17 protein-coding genes and 2 pseudogenes are annotated in these 20,748 nt (G+C 59.9%); 9 read left to right on the top strand and 10 right to left on the bottom strand.

From position 1 onward, the window contains the following. Nucleotides 1-23: 23 nt before the first annotated feature. Together CE491_RS29125 and CE491_RS29120 are read right to left on the bottom strand one after the other, a co-directional pair. Complete coding sequence (locus tag CE491_RS29125) at nt 24-308, bottom strand: hypothetical protein (protein WP_110951769.1); 285 nt, start codon at nt 306-308, stop codon at nt 24-26. A gap of 407 nt (nt 309-715) precedes the next feature. Further along, complete coding sequence (locus tag CE491_RS29120; protein ID WP_110951768.1) at nt 716-1,570, bottom strand: BON domain-containing protein; 855 nt, start codon at nt 1,568-1,570, stop codon at nt 716-718. 266 nt (nt 1,571-1,836) lie between these two features. Here CE491_RS29120 and algB point away from each other — a divergent pair, with 266 nt between their 5' ends. The 3 genes and pseudogenes from algB to CE491_RS29110 form a co-directional block, all read left to right on the top strand. Continuing rightward, nucleotides 1,837-3,183 (top strand): sigma-54-dependent response regulator transcription factor AlgB, encoded by a 1,347-nt coding sequence (algB, locus tag CE491_RS29115; RefSeq protein WP_110951767.1) that lies wholly within the window; start codon nt 1,837-1,839, stop codon nt 3,181-3,183. 10 nt (nt 3,184-3,193) lie between these two features. Next, a pseudogene (locus CE491_RS31430) lies at nt 3,194-3,613 on the top strand (KinB sensor domain-containing domain); the annotation flags it as partial. Next, a pseudogene (locus tag CE491_RS29110) lies at nt 3,605-4,981 on the top strand (sensor histidine kinase); the annotation flags it as partial. The pseudogenes CE491_RS31430 and CE491_RS29110, both read left to right, overlap by 9 nt. Before the next feature lie 6 nt (nt 4,982-4,987). Here CE491_RS29110 and CE491_RS29105 read toward each other — a convergent pair. From CE491_RS29105 to CE491_RS29080, 6 genes are all read right to left on the bottom strand, one after another. Next, the gene (locus CE491_RS29105; protein ID WP_110951765.1) at nt 4,988-6,613 is read right to left on the bottom strand and encodes an EAL domain-containing protein; all 1,626 of its coding nucleotides are present in this window, start codon (nt 6,611-6,613) and stop codon (nt 4,988-4,990) included. A gap of 82 nt (nt 6,614-6,695) precedes the next feature. Beyond that, nucleotides 6,696-7,472 (bottom strand): N-acetylmuramoyl-L-alanine amidase, encoded by a 777-nt coding sequence (locus CE491_RS29100; protein ID WP_110951764.1) that lies wholly within the window; start codon nt 7,470-7,472, stop codon nt 6,696-6,698. Between the two features lie 99 nt (nt 7,473-7,571). Then, on the bottom strand, nt 7,572-9,761 hold the full coding sequence (locus tag CE491_RS29095) for a GGDEF domain-containing protein (protein WP_110951763.1): 2,190 nt from the start codon (nt 9,759-9,761) through the stop codon (nt 7,572-7,574). Continuing rightward, nucleotides 9,758-10,639: an endonuclease/exonuclease/phosphatase family protein gene (locus CE491_RS29090; protein WP_407681382.1), complete on the bottom strand. Its 882-nt coding sequence runs from the start codon at nt 10,637-10,639 to the stop codon at nt 9,758-9,760. Before CE491_RS29090 ends, CE491_RS29095 begins: the two co-directional genes overlap by 4 nt. 6 nt (nt 10,640-10,645) lie before the next feature. Continuing rightward, entirely contained in the window at nt 10,646-11,287 is a 642-nt protein-coding gene (locus CE491_RS29085; RefSeq protein WP_110951761.1) for a thiol:disulfide interchange protein DsbA/DsbL, read from the bottom strand. Between the two features lie 180 nt (nt 11,288-11,467). Then, nucleotides 11,468-12,085, bottom strand: coding sequence for a c-type cytochrome (locus tag CE491_RS29080; protein ID WP_110951760.1), 618 nt, complete (start codon nt 12,083-12,085; stop codon nt 11,468-11,470). Nucleotides 12,086-12,260: 175 nt separating this feature from the next. Here CE491_RS29080 and yihA point away from each other — a divergent pair, with 175 nt between their 5' ends. Continuing rightward, the gene (gene yihA / locus CE491_RS29075) at nt 12,261-12,896 is read left to right on the top strand and encodes a ribosome biogenesis GTP-binding protein YihA/YsxC (protein WP_093466666.1); all 636 of its coding nucleotides are present in this window, start codon (nt 12,261-12,263) and stop codon (nt 12,894-12,896) included. A 347-nt stretch (nt 12,897-13,243) separates the two neighbouring features. Here the strand turns inward: yihA and polA are convergent, their stop codons facing one another. Beyond that, nucleotides 13,244-16,009: a DNA polymerase I gene (polA, locus tag CE491_RS29070; protein WP_110951759.1), complete on the bottom strand. Its 2,766-nt coding sequence runs from the start codon at nt 16,007-16,009 to the stop codon at nt 13,244-13,246. Nucleotides 16,010-16,083: 74 nt separating this feature from the next. Between polA and CE491_RS29065 the strand changes: the two genes are divergently transcribed. Further along, on the top strand, nt 16,084-16,374 hold the full coding sequence (locus CE491_RS29065) for a DUF2782 domain-containing protein (RefSeq protein WP_110951758.1): 291 nt from the start codon (nt 16,084-16,086) through the stop codon (nt 16,372-16,374). A gap of 34 nt (nt 16,375-16,408) precedes the next feature. Further along, entirely contained in the window at nt 16,409-17,359 is a 951-nt protein-coding gene (locus CE491_RS29060) for a homoserine kinase (protein ID WP_110951757.1), read from the top strand. A gap of 231 nt (nt 17,360-17,590) precedes the next feature. On the opposite strand, the gene CE491_RS29055 is transcribed toward CE491_RS29060, so the two are convergent. Beyond that, a complete protein-coding gene (locus CE491_RS29055) occupies nt 17,591-18,514 on the bottom strand; it encodes a zinc ABC transporter substrate-binding protein (protein ID WP_199885288.1) in 924 nt (307 codons plus the stop codon). 66 nt (nt 18,515-18,580) lie between these two features. Between CE491_RS29055 and zur the strand changes: the two genes are divergently transcribed. The 3 genes from zur to znuB are packed head-to-tail and all read left to right on the top strand — an operon-like array spanning nt 18,581 to nt 20,641. Further along, entirely contained in the window at nt 18,581-19,063 is a 483-nt protein-coding gene (zur, locus tag CE491_RS29050) for a zinc uptake transcriptional repressor Zur (protein WP_110951755.1), read from the top strand. Then, a complete protein-coding gene (gene znuC, locus CE491_RS29045; RefSeq protein ID WP_110951754.1) occupies nt 19,063-19,866 on the top strand; it encodes a zinc ABC transporter ATP-binding protein ZnuC in 804 nt (267 codons plus the stop codon). The genes zur and znuC overlap by 1 nt, the downstream gene beginning before the upstream one ends. After that, the gene (gene znuB, locus CE491_RS29040) at nt 19,859-20,641 is read left to right on the top strand and encodes a zinc ABC transporter permease subunit ZnuB (protein ID WP_110951753.1); all 783 of its coding nucleotides are present in this window, start codon (nt 19,859-19,861) and stop codon (nt 20,639-20,641) included. The genes znuC and znuB overlap by 8 nt, the downstream gene beginning before the upstream one ends. Nucleotides 20,642-20,748 lie beyond the last annotated feature (107 nt).

Here is a 20,748-nt window from a genome sequence, read left to right as displayed (position 1 = left end):
GCGTCTCTACCATCCGCTGATGATCAGAAAACCCAACTCTGTTGACGCGGCGCCGGCTCGACGGCGGCGCCGGCGTCATCAACTGGCTGCAGACTCAGCCCCACATCCGTCGCCTTCAACGCGGTGGCTTTGGCGAAGGGAGCGGCGTGGCTGTATACATGCGGGACCTGAATGACCTGCTGATTCTGATTCCAATGCGCGAACTGCTGAACAACGATCAAAGTGATCATCAGCGCCAGACTGGCGAACAAACCTTGCTGCAGATGCAGCGGAGAGATACGCAGTGCAGCGAGACGTTGAGTGTTCATTCAGCTAGCTCCAGGCAATCTTGTCGGTCGGCGTTCAGACCCTTGTTACCTGAGATATTGCAGCCTGTGTGCCAGGTTTTCCGCCCCGATAAATACCTTACAAATCAATAGGTTAATCCATGCCATGGGAAGGGTCTTACACGCAAGCTGCACGATTGAACATTTGGCATCGTGCGTATTGCACGAAGCTCTGAGGCAATTCGTCGCGGCTGAAACGTCTTCACAGTGAGCATTGCAAACATTGAGGGGCCCCTTCGCGATGAGCACTGCAAACCCTGTGGGAGTGAGCTTGCTCACGAAAGCATCGAAATGAGCGATATGAATAGGCCGATTGACCAAACCTTCGTGAGCAAGGTCACTCCCCCAGGACCGGCTAGCATCAGGAATTGAGCGATGTAATTGGCCGCTCACCCAGCACTGCGCGTCATGACCCGCAACGTGTCGGCATCCACGCCTTTCACGCCCCGAATGTTGCGGGCAATCTCCACCGCCAGTTCCTTTTCGGCGTAATTGGCAACGACCCCATCGAGGCTCACCACACCACTCTTGGTTTCCACCTTTATATTCAGACCGTCGAGATTGCGGCTGTAGATAAGACTGGATTTGACCTTGCTGGTGATCCACGCATCGCTGAACTCTTCACGCACGCTGTTAGCCTGCGCCTCGTTCTGCTCCTTGATAGCCTGGGTATCGCGCGCACTGAGGCTGATCAAGTTGTTGACCTCGGTCACGCCATCGGTGTTGCTCGCCAGACTGCCGGCCAACTGTTTGGCCTCGGCGTCCTTGGCCTGACCTTTGAGCGTGACCACACCCTGCGCAGCCGTGACATCGATGTTCAGGCCTTCGGTCACGCTGTTCCACAGCAGCTTGGATTTGATGGTCGCGGTGAGCGTCGCGTCGTCGAAACGCTGAGCCATGTTGGGCTTGGTACCAGGCTCGGCTGCAACCTGAGGATCGATCTGCAGTTGGTTGTCGACTTTATTGATGCCCTGGGTATCGCCTGCGATTTGCGTCGCCAGCTCCTTGTCGACTTCATTTTCCACCTTGCCGGTGAGAATGGCTGTGCCCTGCTCAACCTTCACGCCGATGTTGAACGGACTCAAATGGCGATTAAGCGCGAAGGCCGTCCATATCGAACCTTCCTGACGCGCTTGGGCCAGCTGGGTTTGCAAATCGCCTTGAGCAGCCTGCGCGACGACGGGCGTCATTCCAAGCAGGCCTGTGGTGGCCACGGCCAGAGCGATTTTCTTCAGCGGGTGCATGGCAGTTCTCCAGACAGTTACAAAAGTACCTATTGGAGAGACTTTGCATTCGGGCAGACGTTCTGTTCCCCATGCGCCTTCAGAAAACGGTTTTCAATCGCCGTGCCACACAGATTTTCGAAGCCAAAGGCCTCAGATCAGGGCGTTATCTGATTTTTTGCCTGACAGCTACCATGCAATGCGCCTAATCAATCAGAATGAACCATGCAACTTGCCCGATTTTTCCGGGACTAACATCAGACCATTCATTTAGGAGCGTAGGAAAAATGGAAGCAGCCACTGAGAATCAGGGCCGTATTCTGCTTGTGGATGATGAGTCCGCCATCCTTCGCACCTTCCGCTATTGCCTGGAAGACGAAGGCTACAGCGTCGCCACCGCCAACAGTGCGGCCCAGGCTGAAGCGCTGTTGCAACGTCAGGTGTTCGACGTATGTTTTCTGGATCTGCGCCTTGGGGAAGACAACGGTCTGGACGTATTGGCGCAGATGCGTATTCAGGCGCCGTGGATGCGTGTAGTGATTGTCACCGCGCATTCGGCTGTAGACACCGCCGTAGACGCCATTCAAGCGGGTGCGGCTGATTATCTGGTTAAGCCGTGCAGTCCCGACCAACTGCGTCTGGCGACCGCCAAACAACTGGAAGTCCGCCAATTGTCGGCGCGTCTCGAAGCGCTGGAAGGCGAAGTGCGCAAGCCCAAGGACGGCCTGGACTCCCACAGTCCGTCGATGATGGCGATTCTGGAGACAGCCCGTCAGGTGGCCAATACCGACGCCAACATCCTGATCCTCGGTGAGTCGGGAACCGGTAAAGGCGAGCTGGCGCGAGCCATTCATGGCTGGAGCAAGCGGGCGAAGAAAGCCTGCGTGACAATCAACTGTCCGTCGCTGACTGCCGAGTTAATGGAAAGCGAGCTGTTCGGTCACAGCCGCGGCGCGTTTACCGGCGCCAGTGAAAGCACCCTTGGCCGAGTCAATCAGGCCGACGGCGGTACATTGTTCCTCGATGAAATCGGCGATTTCCCACTGACGTTGCAGCCCAAACTGCTGCGCTTCATTCAGGACAAGGAATACGAGCGTGTCGGCGACCCGGTGACGCGTCGCGCCGACGTGCGCATCCTTGCGGCGACCAACCTGAATCTTGAAGACATGGTGCGTGAGGGGCGTTTCCGTGAGGATTTGCTGTACCGCCTGAACGTCATCACCCTGCATCTACCGCCGTTACGCGAACGCGGCGAAGACATCCTGACCCTGGCCGATCGCTTCCTGGCCCGTTTCGTCAAGGAATATGGCCGGCCTGCCCGCGGCTTCAGCGAGGAGGCGCGCAGCGCGCTGGTCAACTACCGCTGGCCTGGCAACATTCGTGAGCTGCGTAACGTGATCGAACGGGCGAGCATTATCTGTCCGCAGGAAAAGGTCGAAGTCAGCCACTTGGGCATGGGGGAACAGCCGACCAACAACGCCCCGCGCGTAGGTGCGGCGCTGAGTCTGGACGAGCTGGAAAAAGCCCACATCGGCGCCGTGCTGGCCACCAGCGACACCCTCGATCAGGCCGCACGTACGTTGGGCATCGACGCCTCGACGCTATACCGCAAACGCAAGCAGTACAACCTGTGACAGGACGCCCATGAAACTCGCGATGAAGTTGCGCACCCGATTGTTCCTCAGCATTTCGGCGCTGATGACGGTCGCGTTGCTGGGCCTGTTGCTGGGACTGGTCAGCGTCATGCAAATGGCCAAGTCCCAGGAGGACCTGATTCGCCACAACTTCATCACGCTCGATATCGGCCTCAAGATGCGCCAGAACCTCGGCGATCAAATGGTGATGCTGCTCACGGGAAGGCACGATGAGGCGGCGCTCAAGCGGAAACAGGAGCAATTCCAGGATCTGCTCGATCAAGGCATCGATCACGACCAGCAAACCAATACCCACAGCGGCTTCGAAAAGGCGCGCGTGGACTATGAGCAGTTCCTCAAGTCCCTCAACGAGGCGGGCGATCCTGCCGATGTGCTCAACGATGACAAGACCGTCACCAGTTCTTTCAATGCATTGCGTAACGGACTGATCGACTCGCATCGCCAGGCACTGGAAAACATCAGCCAGGCCGAAAGCGCCTCGCGCAGCCGCGCGCTTTGGGTCGCGGCGTTGCTGGGGTTCGTCGGGCTTGCGGTGTTGGCGATTGGCTTCGTCACCGCTCACGGCATTGCCCGTCGCTTCGGCGCGCCGATCGAGGCACTGGCCAAGGCCGCTGACAACATCGGCCAAGGCAATTTCGAGGTCACGCTGCCGATTTCATCCGCTGCCGAAATGAATCAGCTGACCCGCCGCTTCGGGATCATGGCCGAGGCCCTGCGTCAGCACCAAGTGACCAACGTCGATGAGCTGATGGCAGGGCAACAGCGCCTGCAGGCGGTGCTCGATAGCATCGACGACGGCCTGCTGATGATCGATCGCCAGGGACGCCTGGAGCACCTGAACCCTGTTGCGCAACGGCAGTTGGGCTGGGAAGAGGGGCGTCTGGGGCAGGGGCTTGGCGAGGCATTGGATCGGCCGGAACTGGATGAGCAGCTGTATCTGGTTCTACGCGGCGGGACGCTGGAGCGCGCACCCGAGGACCTGTCCATCGAGATCGATGGCGAAACCCGTCTGCTGACTTATAGCCTGACGCCCGTCAGCCACACCAAGGGCCACATTCTCGGGGCCGTGATGGTGCTGCATGACGTCACCGAGCAGCGGGCGTTCGAACGGGTACGCAGCGAGTTCGTCCTGCGCGCGTCCCACGAGCTGCGCACGCCGGTGACGGGCATGCATATGGCCTTCGGTCTGTTGCAGGAGCGTGTGCACTTTCCACCCGATTCCCGGGAAACCGACCTGCTCAAGACCGTCAACGAAGAAATGCAGCGCTTGATGCAGCTGATCAACGACCTGCTGAATTTCTCTCGCTATCAGAACGGCCTGCAGAAGCTCACGCTTGCGCCGTGTGATGTCGGCGAGTTGCTCACTGAAGCACGTCAGCGTTTTGCGGACCCAGCGCAAGAACAGGATGTAGTGGTGCTGCTGGAAATGCAGGAACCACTGCCACGCCTGCAAGCCGACAAGGCTCAGCTGGATCGCGTGCTGGATAACCTGCTGGACAACGCCTTGCGCCATACCCCGCAATCAGGGCTCATCCGCCTGCAAGCGCGTCGGCATGGCGAGCGATTGATCATCAGCGTCGAAGACAACGGCGAGGGCATCGCCTACGGCCAGCAGGCACGGATTTTCGAGCCCTTCGTTCAGGTTGGCCGCAAGAAAGGTGGCGCGGGTCTGGGGCTGGCCCTGTGCAAGGAAATCGTGCAGCTGCATGGCGGGCGCATGGGCGTGTACTCCCGGCCGGGGCAGGGCACGCAATTCTACATGGCGCTGCCGTTGTAGCCTGAATCACGCCACATCATCCGCCCTGCGCCCCGCGCTGCGTCGACCGCCGGTTACCAGCTCGGTGAATTTGGCCGCAGTCAGCGGTCGGGCGAAGAGCCAACCCTGGCCGTAGATCACACCCTCGCTCTTGAGCAGTAAGGCCTGGGACTCGAATTCGATGCCTTCGGCGATCACTCGCAGCTGCAGGGCGTGGGCCATGCGGATGATGTGTGGGGCCACCCCGCTGCTGGCCGCGTCATGTCCCAGCGCATCGATGAACGCCTTGTCGATTTTCAGGCAATCCACCGGCAGCGTCTGCAGATACGCCAGGCTGCAATAACCCGTTCCGAAATCGTCAATCAGCACCTGGTGCCCCCGATCGCGCAACGCTTGCAGGTGATTGCGCGCAACGGCCACGTCGACCAGTCCGCGCTCGGTGACTTCGAAGGCGATCTGCCGAGGCGCGACGCGATGCAAGGCGAGCAGTTTCGCGGTCACCCGGCCGATCCGCGGCGCCATCACATCACAGGCCGCCAGGTTCACCGACACATACAGGTGTGGATTAGCGCGCAGCACATGCCCAAGCTGTTCGAGCAGTTGTTGCAGGACGAAGTCGGTGATTTGACGAATCTGGCCGGTGTTTTCAGCGAGGGGGATGAACAGGTCGGGGCTGGTCAGCGTGCCGTCAGGTCGTCGCCAGCGCACCAAAGCCTCGGCACCCACACATAAGCGGGTGTTGAGGTCGAAAATGGGCTGATACAGCACCTTCAATTCGCCCCGGCGCAATGCCCCGTGCAATTCGCCACCCAGCGACTGACGCTGACGAACCAGTTGCAGCACCAGAATCCCGATGCACAGCGACACCAAAACGCTGGCCGGGACGAGCAACCACCAGGCGCCGGTGATTTTCTGTTGCAAACCACTGCGCGGCGTAATCAGAACCAGTTGATATTCCGGGCTCTGTGTCGGCATCCGGTAAATCAGCTTGTCATGCGCGGTGATCAGCGTCTCGACCGAAGTCGGGGTCCAGTCGGGCGTTGGTGGCCAGGTTTGCGCGGGGCCCAGGACCGGTACGGCTTTTTTGCCCTGATCCAACACCACCACCAGGCTCCCCCCCGCTGGCAGGTCGACCACATCGGTCAGATGTCCCCGGGATGTGGAAACCCGAAAATCACCGCGCCCGAGCATCAGCGAAGCGAGGTTGTCGTCGGGTTGAGTCGAGGTGTTGAGCCAGTAATCGTAAGTCGGCCCACGAATGTCCGGCGCCCGGGGTTTGCCGATCTGGCTCTGGCGTTGGCGGGTCCAGCTGGAGCAGAACTGAGTGTCATCGACATAAGCGGCTTCATAAATGAAGCGGTAGCGCGAGTTGACCTGCCGCAGCTGCTCGATCATCTCCGGGCTGCAGCCACGCAAGGGCTGCGCTTCGAGTTGGTCCAGGCCCGCGCGCAACTGATCGAACAGCTGCTCCAGGCGCACCAGGAACCGCTCGCCCTGCGCATTCATCTGCGCGCTTTCTTCCTGCCGGGCCTGATGCATTGCCAACCCGAAACTGCCTGCCAGCAGCACGACAGCACTTAACAGCGCTGCCAGGAATGCCAGCAGCGAAGGGCGATAGAACACTGAGCGAAATTGAGGTGAAGCGGTGAACATCGGGCCAACATCCAGGTGAATACCAATGAGGTATAGCAATAAGCGCGGAAATAGCCCGTCAGAAAATGCGACTAAGGATAATTTAGTGCTTTAGGTTAAGTACTTGAAGGATAGCTGCACTTTGCACATCCGGCTCGCCGTCGAATTTTTGCGGGCGATAGTGCATCTGGAACGCCGCCAGAACATGCCGCGTGGCGATATCCCACTCACCGGTTTGCGGCGTCGGGTAGCCCAGAAGCGCCAGTCGCTGCTGGAACCAAGTAGCACTCGGTATAACGCCCATCATCTGCGATTGTTGCTGCGCGACCTGCTGCTCATCCGGCCAGATCCCCAGTCCCTCCTGCGCGAGTCGCTTCCACGGGAACAGCGGGCCGGGATCCAGTTTGCGCAGAGGCGCGATATCGCTGTGACCAATCACATGACGCGGTTCGATTTTATTGCGCTTGACGATGTCTTTGAGCAGCACGATCAGCGACCCTATCTGCGCTTCACTGTAGGGGTACCACAGGCGGCCGGTGGGAGTGTCACGGTAACCAGGATTGACGATCTCGATGCCGATGCTGCTGGAGTTTAGCCACGTACGGCCGTCCCATTCGCTGTCCCCGGCATGCCACGCGCGCTGGCTCTCGTCCACCAGCTTATAGGTCGTCGCCGGACCATCACCGATCAAATAATGCGCGCTCACCTCGCCGTGGGTCAGCAATGCCAACGAACGCTCAAGCGACGCGGAGGTGTAATGCAGCACCACGAACTGCGCGCGACTGTCGTAATTGACGGAAGGATGGCTGGTATCCAGCTTCGGCCCGCTGGAGCAGGCCGTCAGCAGCAGGGCGAGGAAAAGCGCGTAGTAAGACTTCATAAAAGGCAGAACACATAGGCAAGTAATGCAACAGTGTAACGTAATGCCAGCCCGACGCCCAAAATTACGACCGGCCCGCGTCACACTGCGCTGCTGTCCTTACCCCTGCTCGATGCGGTTGCGACCTGCGTCTTTGGCGCGATACAGGGCCTGATCCGCGCGTTTGAGCACCATATCGCTACGCTCGCCGGGTCTGAACGTGGTGATGCCCATCGACACCGTTATCGTCACTGGCTCGCCCTTGAAGTGGAACGGACACCGCTCGACGGTTTCGCGCAGGCGTTCGAGCAGAACGAGCCCGTCAGCCATCTGCATATCCGGAAGCAGCACAACGAACTCTTCGCCACCGAAACGCGCGATGAAGTCCGACCCCCGCAAGCGTTTTTTCAGCTGCGAGGCGACGATCTTCAATACCTTGTCGCCCGCCAGATGCCCATAGCCGTCGTTGATGCGCTTGAAATGGTCCAGATCGAGAATCCCCAGCAACAGGCTGGAGCGACGTTTTTGCAGCTGCTCGACTTCGTGCTCAAGTCGCTCGTTCCAGGCTGCACGGTTGGGCAGCCCGGTGAGGGTGTCGCTCAACGCTTTCTGCCGTTGCTCTTCCAGGTGCGCGCGGACGCCTATCGCTTCCTGCTCCATCGTCGCCACACGGCTGGCGAGGGATTGCAACCGTAAAGCAACCTCCTGCTCGCGTTCGTCACGCTGCTTCTGGTGTTCGTCCATCGTGCTGAGCAAACCTTCCAGACGGGTCTCCAACACCATTTTCAGGCTGCCGAGATCGGCCGCATCCTGCACGCTGCTCTGCAAATCGCCTACATGTTCGCGTAGCTGATCGTTCAGCACTCGCGACGCCGTGTGCTGGCCTGCGTGATCGTCGCTGGCGGCTTGCAGGTTGGCCTGAAAGGACTCCAGCCGCTCGTTCAATTGCTTGAGGTACAGCTCGAACTCATGTTGGCCGCTGTCAGTGATTGCCAGCATGAGCACGGTCAAATCTTCGAGAATCGGCAGCAGTTCGTACCAGTTCAGCCCATGCTCCAGTCGGGCGCGCATAGCTTCGGCTTGCGGGCGGTGGTGCTCTGGCAGGGTCAGGTCGTTAAGCAGTCCCAGCAGCGTGTCTTCAATGTGCGCAGCGACCGAGCTGTAGCTTGGCTCAGGAGAAGAAGGCAGGGCGTACGGACCCTCTTCTTCGCTATCGGCCTCGCCCTCGGCGGCGTCTTCAACGCAAGCCTCGCCTTCGGTTGCCTCTTGCGCAGCTTGGTTCTCTACCGCTTCAGCTTCGGCGTTCTCGATAGCCTGCTCCTCGTCCAGCTGAACTGCTTCGATGCGGGTATCTGCTGGCTCGGCCTCGGCCAAGGCTGCAGCGTCTGAAGACTCCACGGCTTTCGCCGGCTCAGCTTGGGATTCCGTCGCGGCGGGCTCCACGCGCTCGACCGGTTTTGACTGCGCGGCAGGCAGAGGCTCGCTGGCTTCGGTTTCGGCAACGGGTGGGGGGGTGTAGGCCGCTGTGACAAGTTCAGCTACCGATGCCGTTTCGCTGATCGCAGGAACGGGCGTTTCAACAGGCGCCGCAGGGACAGCGCGGACGACAGGCTTCTCGGCGTTGATCGTGGTTTCAGCCGCCGGCGCCTCATTGGCCCATTGCGCAGCCTGGGGCGCCGGCGACGGCTGATCCTCCTCATCCACAAGTGCCGTGGTGAGCGCGACAGGCTTCGAAAAATCTATCTCGGGGTTAGCAGCCGCAGGATTGCCAGCTTCCTCGGCGCCATCCCGGCTACCAAACAAACGCTGCAGGAACCCCGGACGAGCAGCCTCTTCCGGGTGCTCAAGCTGGGACAGCGCCTGCCCCTGCAGGCCGCTCAGTTCGCTTAGCAGCAGCGGCAACTCAAGGGCCTGATTCACACGGTCTTCGAGATTCTTGGCGAAGCGCTTGAGCGGTTTGGCAACTTCCCGAGGCAATGGCAGCGATTGCAGTTGGGCCACCAACGCCGTCAGCGCCGTCCCCATTTGCTCGACGCGCTGCTCGCGTCGCTGCTCCGAATCCAGCACGGCCTTTTCCAGGCGCGGGATCAAGGCTGCGAGACCTGCGTCCATATCGTCCTTGCGCACGATCTCGCGCATTTCCTTCATACACTGATCGACCGCTCTGTCCGCCCCCTCGGCCGCCAGACTGCTGCGCACCAGACCGCGCCGCAATAAGTCCAGGCGGTCATTCCAGCGCTTTTCGAGTTTGTCTTGCTGCTCGATGCTCTTGAGGTACTTTTCTTTCCAGCGTTGGGCTTCGTCGCTCATTCCGAGGGCTCACGGGGAGATGGGCTTGTTATCGGCAGGGAGTCACCCATTAATGAGGCCGGCAAGCGAATCTCCACCGCAACCGGCAGATGATCGGAGATGGGCAGAGCCAGCACCTGCACTTTTTCAAGGGTCAGGGTGGGGCTCAAAAGGATATGGTCCAGACAACGCTGCGGGCGCCAACTGGGAAATGTCGCTTCGATCTGTGGCGCGAGAAGGCCCAGATCGCGTAGGGGAGAGGTTTCCAACAGGTCCGCTGCATGGGTGTTCATGTCACCCATCAGCACCTGATGTTTGTAGCCGCCGATGAGCTCGCGGATGTAGGCCAGCTGGCGGGTTCGTGTACGCGCACCCAATGCCAGATGCATGACCACCACGACCAGTGCGTCTTCGCCTTCGCCAAAACGGACCAGAATCGCGCCGCGACCGGAGGGGCCTGGCAAAGGGTGATCTTCGATGTCCCAAGGCCGTAGGCGACTCAACACGCCATTGCTGTGCTGGGCAAAACGTCCGAGGTTGCGATTGAGTTGCTGATACCAGTACGGAAACGACCCGAGCTGAGCGAGGTGTTCGACCTGATTGACATAGCCCGATCTCAGGCTGCCGCCATCGGCTTCCTGCAGCGCGACCAGGTCATAGTCGTTGAGCAGGTTGCCGATCTTTTGCAGGTTCCCGGACCGACCGTTGTGAGGCAGCAGATGCTGCCAGCCACGGGTCAGGTAATGGCGGTAACGCTCGGTGCTGATGCCCACCTGAATGTTGAAACTGAGTAACCGGAGCCGACCATCGGCTGGCAATCCGGTTTCCTGCAGATGGCGCTCGTTGACCTTGGGGATATGCCGGGCAACGGTGCGTTCAATACCCCAGCGCGTCATGATCGGCGCTTACTTGGCAGTCAGCGTCGCGCGCTCTTTGGCGATCAACTGATCGGCCACATCCAGCGCCTGCTCAGGACCGCCGGCGGTGCCCAGGTCGAAACGGTATTTGCCGTTGACGATCATGGTCGGAACGCCGCTGACTTCATACTTCTTGGCCAGCTCCTTGTACTGGGCGATCTTGCCCTTCACAGCGAACGAGTTGAAGGTTTCGAGGAACTTGGTCTTGTCGACGCCTTCTGTGGCCACGAAATCAGCCATGTCGTTCGGATCGGTCAGACGCTTGCCGCCTTTCTGGATGGCATCGAACACGGCGGTATGGACTTTCTTTTCCACGCCCATGGTGTCGAGAGTGATGAACAACTGGCCGTGGGCATCCCATGGGCCGCCGAACATTGCTGGAATACGGATGAAATGAACGTCGGCCGGGAGTTTTTCAATCCATGGATTGATGTTCGGCTCGAAGGCATAGCAGTGCGGACAGCCGTACCAAAACATTTCGACGACTTCGATCTTACCTGGCTCGGCGACCGGAACGGCGCTCTTGAGCTCGACATATTGCTTGCCGGCTTCGATTGGCTCTGCAGCTTGGGCGGTCAGACCGAACAGGCTGGTAAACACCAGAGCGGCGCTGAGAATCAGATTACGCATGCTTAACTCCTGGGCATGAAAAGTCACCTCGACGGCCGCAGTTGGACCGGACGGGGTGATACGAGTTCGCAAGTGTAACGCTTGCGCGCACAAAAAAGGGCAGCCGTTCGCTACCCTTTTTGGCCCGCCTGAGCGAGTCGCCGAGTCACTCTGAATCAATGCCTTAGCCTTAATCCCGCGTTAATGCAGACCCTGTATGTAGGCCGACAATGCGTCGATATCCTTGTTGCTGAGTTTGGAGGCAATGGTGCGCATGACCATGGTGTCGCCATCGTTGGTGCGCTCACCTTCACGGAAGGCCGTGAGTTGTTTTTTTACGTAGTCGGCGTGTTGGCCGCCCAAGTGAGGAAAGCCTGCGGCTGCATTGCCTGCGCCGTTGGGGGAATGGCAGCCGGTACAAGCGGGCATCCCTTGGTCCAGCTTGCCGCCGCGAAACAGCGCTTCGCCCTTTGCGACCAGATTGGCATCGGCGGCGCCGACACTGCCTTTCTGGCTGGCGAACCAGGCTGCGATGTCGGCCAGATCCTGATCGTTGAAGGGAGTCAGCATGCCGGTCATTTCCAGAACTACGCGCTTGCCGTCCTTGATTTCATGCAGTTGCTTGAGCAAATAGCGTTGGCCCTGTCCGGCCAGTTTCGGGAAATTGGGTGCCATGCTGTTACCATCCGGGCCATGACAGGCACCACAGACTGCGGTTTTTGCCTGCCCGACGAGGGGATCTCCCACGACTGCATCGGCGGCTCGCGTCTGGGCAACGACTCCCAGGAGCAGAAAGAGACTCACCAACAGCTTGTTCATCGGCTGATCCATTACGTTTACTGTTGCTTTGAGGTTAGTCAGACGTTCTGTGAACGTCACCCGCGGGCGGGACAAGGCACACACGAAATCTGCGGCAATATATACTTGCGTCCATCGAACGGAAAACGACACCCCGTTGCCGCACCACTTTCGCAACGCCCTCACCGGATATCCCATGCAACTCAAGAACCCGATCCTCGGTTTGTGCCAACAAGCCAAGTTCATGCTCAGCGCCGCCAAAGTCGACCAATGCCCGGATGACGAAGGTTTCGAAGTGGCCTTCGCTGGTCGCTCCAACGCCGGTAAATCCAGCGCGCTGAACACCCTGACCCACGCCAGCCTGGCGCGCACCTCGAAAACCCCTGGACGCACGCAACTGCTGAACTTCTTCAGTCTGGACGACGATCGTCGGCTGGTCGACTTGCCTGGCTACGGCTACGCGAAAGTGCCGATTCCGCTCAAGCAGCACTGGCAGCGTCACCTGGAGGCTTACCTGGGCAGTCGGGAGAGTCTCAAAGGTCTGATTCTGATGATGGACATCCGCCACCCGATGACCGACTTCGACCTGCTGATGCTCGATTGGGCCATCGCCAGCGGCATGCCGATGCACATTCTGCTGACCAAAGCCGACAAACTGACCTTCGGCGCAGCCAAGAACACGCTGCTCAAAGTGCAGTCGGAAATCCGCAAGGGTTGGGGCGATACCGTGACCATCCAGTTGTTCTCGGCGCCCAAGCGCATGGGCCTGGAAGAGGCGTACACCGTGCTCGCCGACTGGATGGAACTGGAGGACAAGGCGCCCGCGGCCTGAATCGCAGGCAAAAAAAACCCCGGACTTCATATGGGGAGGGGAAGTTCGGGGTCTAAGTCCAGACCTCTAGGGAGGGATCCGGATATCTGCCAACACTTAACACAACATAGGAGCATGAATGGCTACGTCAGCCATTCGCAAACTCTGACCGGGCTTTGGCCGCAGAAGTTCAAAAACCGGGGAAATTTAATGCCGCTCGCGCCGATTGGTTTTGATTCCGGGCTCAGCCTGTAGGAGTGTGCTGACCCCGCGATAGCGCTGTGACAGACACCACAGCGTCTCTAATACACCGCTATCGCGGGCAAGCGCGCTCCTACAGACGCAGCTGCAGATTGATCAAAAACTGATCAATGCGCCTCATCCCAGTTATTCCCCACACCCACTTCCACCAGCAGCGGCACGTCCAGCTGCGCAGCGCTGCTCATATGCACGCGGATGTCCTGGCTGATCTGCTCGACCAGATCGTCACGCACTTCCAGCACCAGTTCGTCGTGCACCTGAAGGATGACGCGGGCGTCCAGGCCTGACGATTCCAGCCAGCCGTTCACGGCGACCATGGCGCGCTTGATGATGTCAGCGGCGGTGCCTTGCATCGGCGCGTTGATCGCCATGCGCTCGGCGCCTTTGCGCAGGGCCTGGTTCTTGGCGTTGATGTCCGGCAGGTAAAGGCGACGACCAAAGATGGTCTCGACGTAACCCTGCTCGGCGGCTTGAGTGCGAGTGCGCTCCATATAATCGAGCACACCGGGATAACGGGCGAAATAGCGATCGACATAGGCCTGGGACTGCTTGCGATCGACACCGATCTGCTTGGCCAGCCCGAATGCGCTCATGCCGTAGATCAGGCCGAAGTTGATGGCCTTGGCGCTGCGACGCATGTCATTGGTAACCCCCGCCAGCTCCACGCCGAATACCTCACCCGCCGTCGCGCGGTGCACGTCCAGATCGTTGCGGAAAGCGTGCAGCAAGCCTTCGTCCTTGGCCAGATGCGCCATGATCCGCAGTTCGATCTGCGAGTAGTCCGCCGCCAGCAGCTTGTAGCCCTTCGGCGCAACAAAGGCCTGGCGAATCCGGCGACCTTCAGCGGTGCGAATCGGAATGTTCTGCAGGTTCGGATCGCTGGACGAGAGGCGTCCGGTCACAGCCACGGCCTGATGATAGGACGTGTGAATCCGCCCGGTGCGCGGGTTGATCTGCTCGGGAAGGCGATCGGTGTAGGTACTTTTCAGCTTGCTCATCGAGCGGTACTGCATCAGCACTTTGGGCAGCGGAAAGTCCTGCTCGGCAAGTTCCGCTAACACCGCTTCGGCCGTAGAAGGCTGGCCGGTGGCGGTCTTGCTGATGATCGGCATGCCCAGTTTTTCGTAGAGGATCACGCCCAGCTGCTTGGGTGAACCGAGGTTGAACTCTTCCCCGGCAATGGCGAACGCCTCGCGCTCAAGCTCGGTCATCTTGTTGCCCAGCTCGACGCTCTGAATGCCCAGCAATTTGGCGTCTACGAACGCGCCCTGACGCTCGATGCGTGCCAAGACCGGCATCAACGGCATTTCGATGTCGCTCAGCACAGGCTGCAGGCTTGGGGTCGTGGCCAGTTTGGCCTGCAAGGTTTCATGCAGGCGCAGCGTCAGGTCGACTTCCTCGGCGGCATAGATCCCGGCCTGTTCCAGCGCGATCTGGTCGAAGCTCAGCTGCTTGGCGCCTTTGCCAGCGATATCCTGGAAGTTGACCGGCGTGTGATCCAGATACTTCGCAACCAGGCTGTCTCGGTCATGGCGGGTCGCGGTCGAGTCGAGCACATAGGATTCGAGCATGGTGTCGAACTTGACGCCCTGCACAGCGATTCCCTGCTCCTGATCGCCATCAATGGCGCAGTTGGCCAACAAGTTGATAGCGAACTTGGCGTGCTGACCCACCTTGATCTTGCTCGCATCCTCCAGCATTGGCTTGACCGCCTTGAGCACCGCGTCGCGATCCAGTTGCTGTGGCACGCCCATGTAGGAGTGGGTCAGCGGGATGTAACAGGCTTCGTGGGTCTTGATGGCGAACGACAGCCCGACGATCTGCGCGCGCTGGGCATCGGTGCCGTTGCTCTGCACCACGAATGCGAACAGCGTGGCGGCCTGGAGTTTTTTCAGCCAGTCGTCGAACTGCGTCTGTTCCAGAATCAGTTCGTACTTGGCCTCGATGATCGGAGCTGGCTCTTCGAGGGGCGCGATCTCGCTCCCTTCCTGCTTGGCCTCACGCTGCAGATCGTTGATCCAGCTTTTGAATTCAAGCTCGGTGTAGAGCGCCAGCAAAGCCTCGCGATCCGGCTCGCCGCAGTGCAGGGCGTCCAGTTCGATGTCCAGCGGGACATCTACTTTGATGGTCGCCAACTGGTAGGACAGGAACGCCATGTCCTTGTGCTCTTCCAGCTTGGCGGGCAGCGACTTGGCGCCGCGAATCGCCAGGCTCGGTACCTTGTCGAGGTTGTCGTAAAGCTCCTTCAAGCCGCCATTGATGCCCAACAGCAAACCAGCGGCAGTTTTTTCGCCCACGCCGGGAACCCCGGGAATATTGTCGACCTTGTCGCCCATCAGGGCCAGATAATCGATGATGTGCTCAGGACCGACGCCGAATTTCTCCTTCACACCAGCCACATCCAGCACGCTACCGGTCATGGTGTTGACCAAGGTAATGTGCCCGTCGACCAGCTGCGCCATGTCCTTGTCGCCCGTGGAAATGATTACCGGACGATCAACGGCGGCACTGCTGCGCGCCAGGGTGCCGATCACATCATCGGCTTCGACACCTTCAACGCACAGCAGCGGATAGCCCAGACCTCGTACGCACTTGTGCAGGAAGTCGATCTGTACGCGCATGTCATCGGGCATGCTCGGGCGGTTGGCCTTGTACTCGGCGAACATCTCGTCGCGAAACGTGCCGCCCTTGGCGTCGAAGACCACCGCGAACGGGCTGTCAGGATACTGCTTGTGCAGGCTCTTGAGCATGTTCAGCACGCCTTTGACCGCACCTGTTGGCAGGCCCTTGGACGTGGTGAGCGGCGGCAGCGCGTGGAAGGCGCGGTATAGATAAGAAGAACCGTCCACCAGGACGAGAGGCGCTTGACTCATGTGAGGGATCAACCTTTTCGGCGGGGTCGGCGCTAGAATGCGAGGACCGTTGACGACAAAGGAACAAGGTTATCATGCGCACGCCAAATCGCCTGTTACTGGTCAGCGTGTTGGCTGCTTGCCCGCTGATGGCGTTGGCGGCAGAGGACGATGCGCCTTCGCCCGAACCTGACGTCACGATCGGCAAGGATGGCGACAATTTCATTCAGGAATACAAGGCCAACGGTTTCGTCTACGCAGTAAAAATCACGCCCAAACATGGCAAACCGTACTATCTGGTGCGTGCTGACGGCACCAGCGGTCAATTCATTCGTTCGGATCAACCGGACATGCTGATTCCCCAATGGGTATTATTCAGCTGGTAACGCCCTACATTCACCTTTTGCTGGCAGTGTTCATATGTCCGTTTTTACTCCCCTGGCTCGGCCCGAGCTGGAAGCTTTCCTCGCCCCATACGGGCTCGGCCAACTGCGTGATTTCCAGGGCATCGCAGCCGGAAGTGAAAACACCAACTTCTTCATCAGCATGGAACAGGGCGAGTTCGTGCTGACACTGGTCGAGCGCGGCCCTGTGCAGGAGATGCCATTCTTCATCGAACTCTTGGACGTGCTGCACGACGCCGAGCTGCCAGTGCCTTACGCGCTGCGCACCACTGACGGCCAGGCGCTGCGTGAGCTCAAGGGCAAACCTGCGCTACTGCAACCGCGCCTGTCGGGCAAGCATCCCACCGAGCCGAATACCCAACACTGCGCACAGATCGGCGAACTGATGGCGCACATGCACCTGGCGACTCGCGAAAAAACTATCGAGCGCCGGACCGACCGCGGGCTGGACTGGATGCTGAAGGAAGGCAGCAACTTCATCTCGCATCTGGCGGAGGCCGAAGGCGCGTTGCTGAAGGCTTCGGTGGAGGAAATCGAGCGGCAGAAGGCGCGGATCATGGCCTTGCCGCGCGCCAACGTGCACGCCGACCTGTTTCGCGACAACACACTGTTCGAGGGCACGCACCTGACCGGCGTGATCGATTTCTACAACGCCTGCTCCGGCCCGATGCTGTATGACGTGGCGATTGCCGTGAATGACTGGTGTTCGTTCGAAGACGGCAAGATCGACGCGCCGCGGGCTCGCGCGCTGCTGGGTGCCTATGCGGGATTGCGCCCGTTCACGGCGACAGAGGCTGAGCTGTGGTCGACGATGCTGCGCGTAGGCTGCGTGAGGTTCTGGCTGTCGCGCCTGATCGCTGCCGAGACCTTTGCCGGGCAGGACGTGCTCATCCACGACCCATCGGAATTCCGCAAACGCCTGGAACAGCGTCAGGAAACACACATTCCGCTGCCGTTTGCGTTGTAGACGCTAGATTTTCCACAACTGTTGGAGTGAGCTTGCTCATCGAAGAGGCCAGTACATTCACAGCACATGTGGCGTCTGGAATGCAGCCTTCGTGAGCAAGCTCACTCCCACAGGTTTGTGCGACGCCTTGAATCTTCAGCGCACACAGATGATCTGTAGCCGTCCGGCTTGCCGGCGGTAGCGATTTCAAGTCCGCCGCCGGCAAGCCGGACTGCTACAGATCATCGTTGGTCACAAACTCTCCAGACACCCCGCCAGATCATCCGCCAGCTTGCGCAACAGCTGCTCATAGCCTTGCGCTGTGGCCGGCGTGTACCCGCCCAAACCATCCAGCTCAGCCAGTTTTACCGGTAAACCGGCGCTTAAGGTATCGGCCAGACGTGGGCGTAAGGGCGGCTCGCTGAATACACAGGTTTTGCCGTACTCCGCCAACCGCGCGCGCATGGCGGCGACGTGTTGCGCGCCGGGCTGGACGTCGCTGCTGACCGCGAACACACCGGCGTGCTTGAGCCCATAATCTTCTTCGAAATAATCGAAGGCCTCATGGAACACGAAGTATTTCTTGTCCGAGATGCCTGCCAAGCGTTGTGTAATCTGTGCATCCAGTGTGTCCAGCCGGGCGTCGAAGGCTTTGACGTTACTTTCGTAGCGCGCAGCATTGACAGGATCGGCCTGGCTCAAGTCCGCCGCCATTTTCGCCGCGATCACCCGCGCATTTACCGAAGACAGCCACAGGTGCGCATCGACGCTGCCGGGGCGGTGATCGTGGTCGTGCTCATCTTCATCGCCATCGTCGTGGTGATCGACATTGGCGGTGAAATGACGCAAATGCATGCCTGGCAGCGACTGAACAGACACTGAGGCTTTGCTCCGGCCAGTCAGCACTCGGGGCAGGAACGTTTCCATGTCCGGGCCGATCCAGTAGAGCAGATCGACCTCCTGCACACGCCGTACGTCGGATGGGCGCAGTGCATAGTTATGCGGCGAAGCGCCCGGCGGCAGCAACACTTCCGGCACCGCCACGCCGTCCTGCACAGCCGCGGCGATCAGTTGCAGGGGCTTGATGCTGGTCAGTACACGAACGTCGGCCTGGGCGGGGGAAATTGCGGAGAATCCGGTGATAAAAACGACAAAAAGTAAAAAAAGTCGGGACACGATGACCACTCATGGGGGCAGGAACGGGTAACATAATAACGTCTCTCACAAAAGCCGTCGCCGCCCATGTCTAAAACACCACTGGCCAGTCGCCCCCACGATCACTCCCATTGCGTGCACAGCGCACTCGCTGAAGCCGATGCATTGTGCGCCGGTAAAGGCCTGCGTCTGACCGCTCTGCGTCGTCGTGTGCTGGAGTTGGTCTGGCAGAGTCACAAGCCGCTGGGCGCGTACGACATCCTGGCTGTCCTGAGCGAAGAGGACGGCCGCCGCGCTGCGCCACCAACCGTGTACCGCGCGCTGGATTTCCTGCTGGAAAACGGTCTGGTGCACCGCATCGCCTCGCTCAACGCATTTGCAGGCTGCAATCACCCGACGCACGCGCATCAGGGCCAATTCCTGATCTGCCGTGAGTGCCATGCCGCCATCGAGCTGCAGCACGCAGCGATCAGCGCCTCCATTGTCAGCGCAGCCAACGAGGTCGGCTTCGCGGTGGAGACACAGACCGTCGAAGTCGTCGGGGTGTGTGCCGGCTGCAAGGCCGCCTGATGAGCGACGCACTGATCCGCCTGAAGGACGTCAACGTCACTCGTGCCGGCCAGAGCGTGCTGGAAAATATTCAGCTGAATGTCACTTCTGGCGAAATCGTCACCCTGATCGGCCCTAACGGCGCGGGCAAGACCACGCTGGTGCGCGCTGTGTTGGGGCTGCTCAGACCCGACTCCGGGGATGTCTGGCGCAAACCGAAGCTGCGCGTCGGTTACATGCCGCAAAAATTGCAAGTCGATCCCACGCTGCCGCTGTCCGTACTGCGCTTCCTGCGTCTGGTGCCGGGTGTCAACCGCAACACCGCACTGGCTGCGTTGGGGGAGGTCGGCGCCGGAAAAGTCATCGACAGTCCGTTACAGGGCATTTCCGGGGGCGAGATGCAGCGGGTCTTGCTGGCCCGCGCGCTGCTGCGCAAGCCTGAGTTACTGGTGCTCGACGAGCCTGTGCAGGGCGTCGATGTGGCCGGACAGGCCGAGCTGTATGCGCTGATTACCCAACTTCGCAACCGCTACCAATGTGGCGTCTTGATGGTGTCCCATGACCTGCATCTGGTGATGAGCACCACCGATCAGGTGGTCTGCCTGAATCGCCACGTCTGCTGCTCCGGTCATCCCGAGCAGGTCGGCAACGATCCGGCGTTCGTCGAGTTGTTCGGCCGGAACGCTCCGAGCCTGGCGATCTATCACCACCATCACGACCATGCCCACGACCTGCACGGCGCGGTCTGCCAACCCGCAGCGCCTGCCCACGACCAACCTCATACTCACAATCATGACCACGGGGACAGCTGCAAGCATGGCTGATTTTCTACTCTATGCCTTGCTCGCAGGCCTCGCTCTGGCAGTAGTGGCCGGTCCTCTGGGTTCATTCGTGGTCTGGCGGCGGATGGCCTATTTCGGTGACACCCTGTCCCATGCCGCACTGCTCGGCGTGGCGCTGGGCTTCTTGCTGGACATCAGCCCCGCTATCGCAGTGACCGTCGGCTGCCTGCTGCTGGCGATTCTTCTCGTGACCCTGCAACAACGCCAGCCGCTGGCCTCGGACACGCTGCTGGGGATTCTCGCGCCAAGCACGCTGTCTCTCGGGTTGGTGGTGCTGAGCTTCATGCGCGAAGTGCGCATCGACCTGATGGGTTATCTGTTCGGCGATCTGCTGGCCATTAGCCCCACCGATCTGGCGTGGATTCTCGGTGGTAGCGCGGGGGTGCTTGTGTTCATCTGCGCGCTGTGGCGTCCGCTACTGGCGATCACCGTGCACGAAGAACTGGCAACCGTTGAAGGTTTGCCGGTCGCGACGCTGCGCATGACGCTGATGCTGTTGATCGCCGTGGTGATTGCCGTGGCGATGAAAATCGTCGGCGTGTTGCTGATCACCTCCCTGCTGATCATTCCCGCCGCTGCGGCACAGCGTCACGCCCGCTCGCCGGAGCAAATGGCGTTCGGGGCCAGCGTGATCGGCATCCTCGCGGTCTGCGGCGGACTGGCCTTGTCGTGGTACAAGGACACGCCGGCGGGCCCGTCGATTGTGGTCTGCGCCGCTGGGCTGTTCCTACTCAGCTTCCTTTTGCCCAAGCGGTAGAACCTTGGGTGGGAACCAGAGTCATACTCGGCAATCATTGAATGGCGGCAATGTGCAATGATTCGAACCAGTGCCCCGATGGTGATCAGTTATTTTCGGAGCAAGCC

The sequence above is a fragment of the Pseudomonas bohemica genome, assembly GCF_002934685.1.
GTDB lineage: Bacteria > Pseudomonadota > Gammaproteobacteria > Pseudomonadales > Pseudomonadaceae > Aquipseudomonas > Aquipseudomonas bohemica.
Note: the sequence above shows the minus strand (reverse complement) of the source record. Positions and strands in the feature narration are given on the sequence as shown.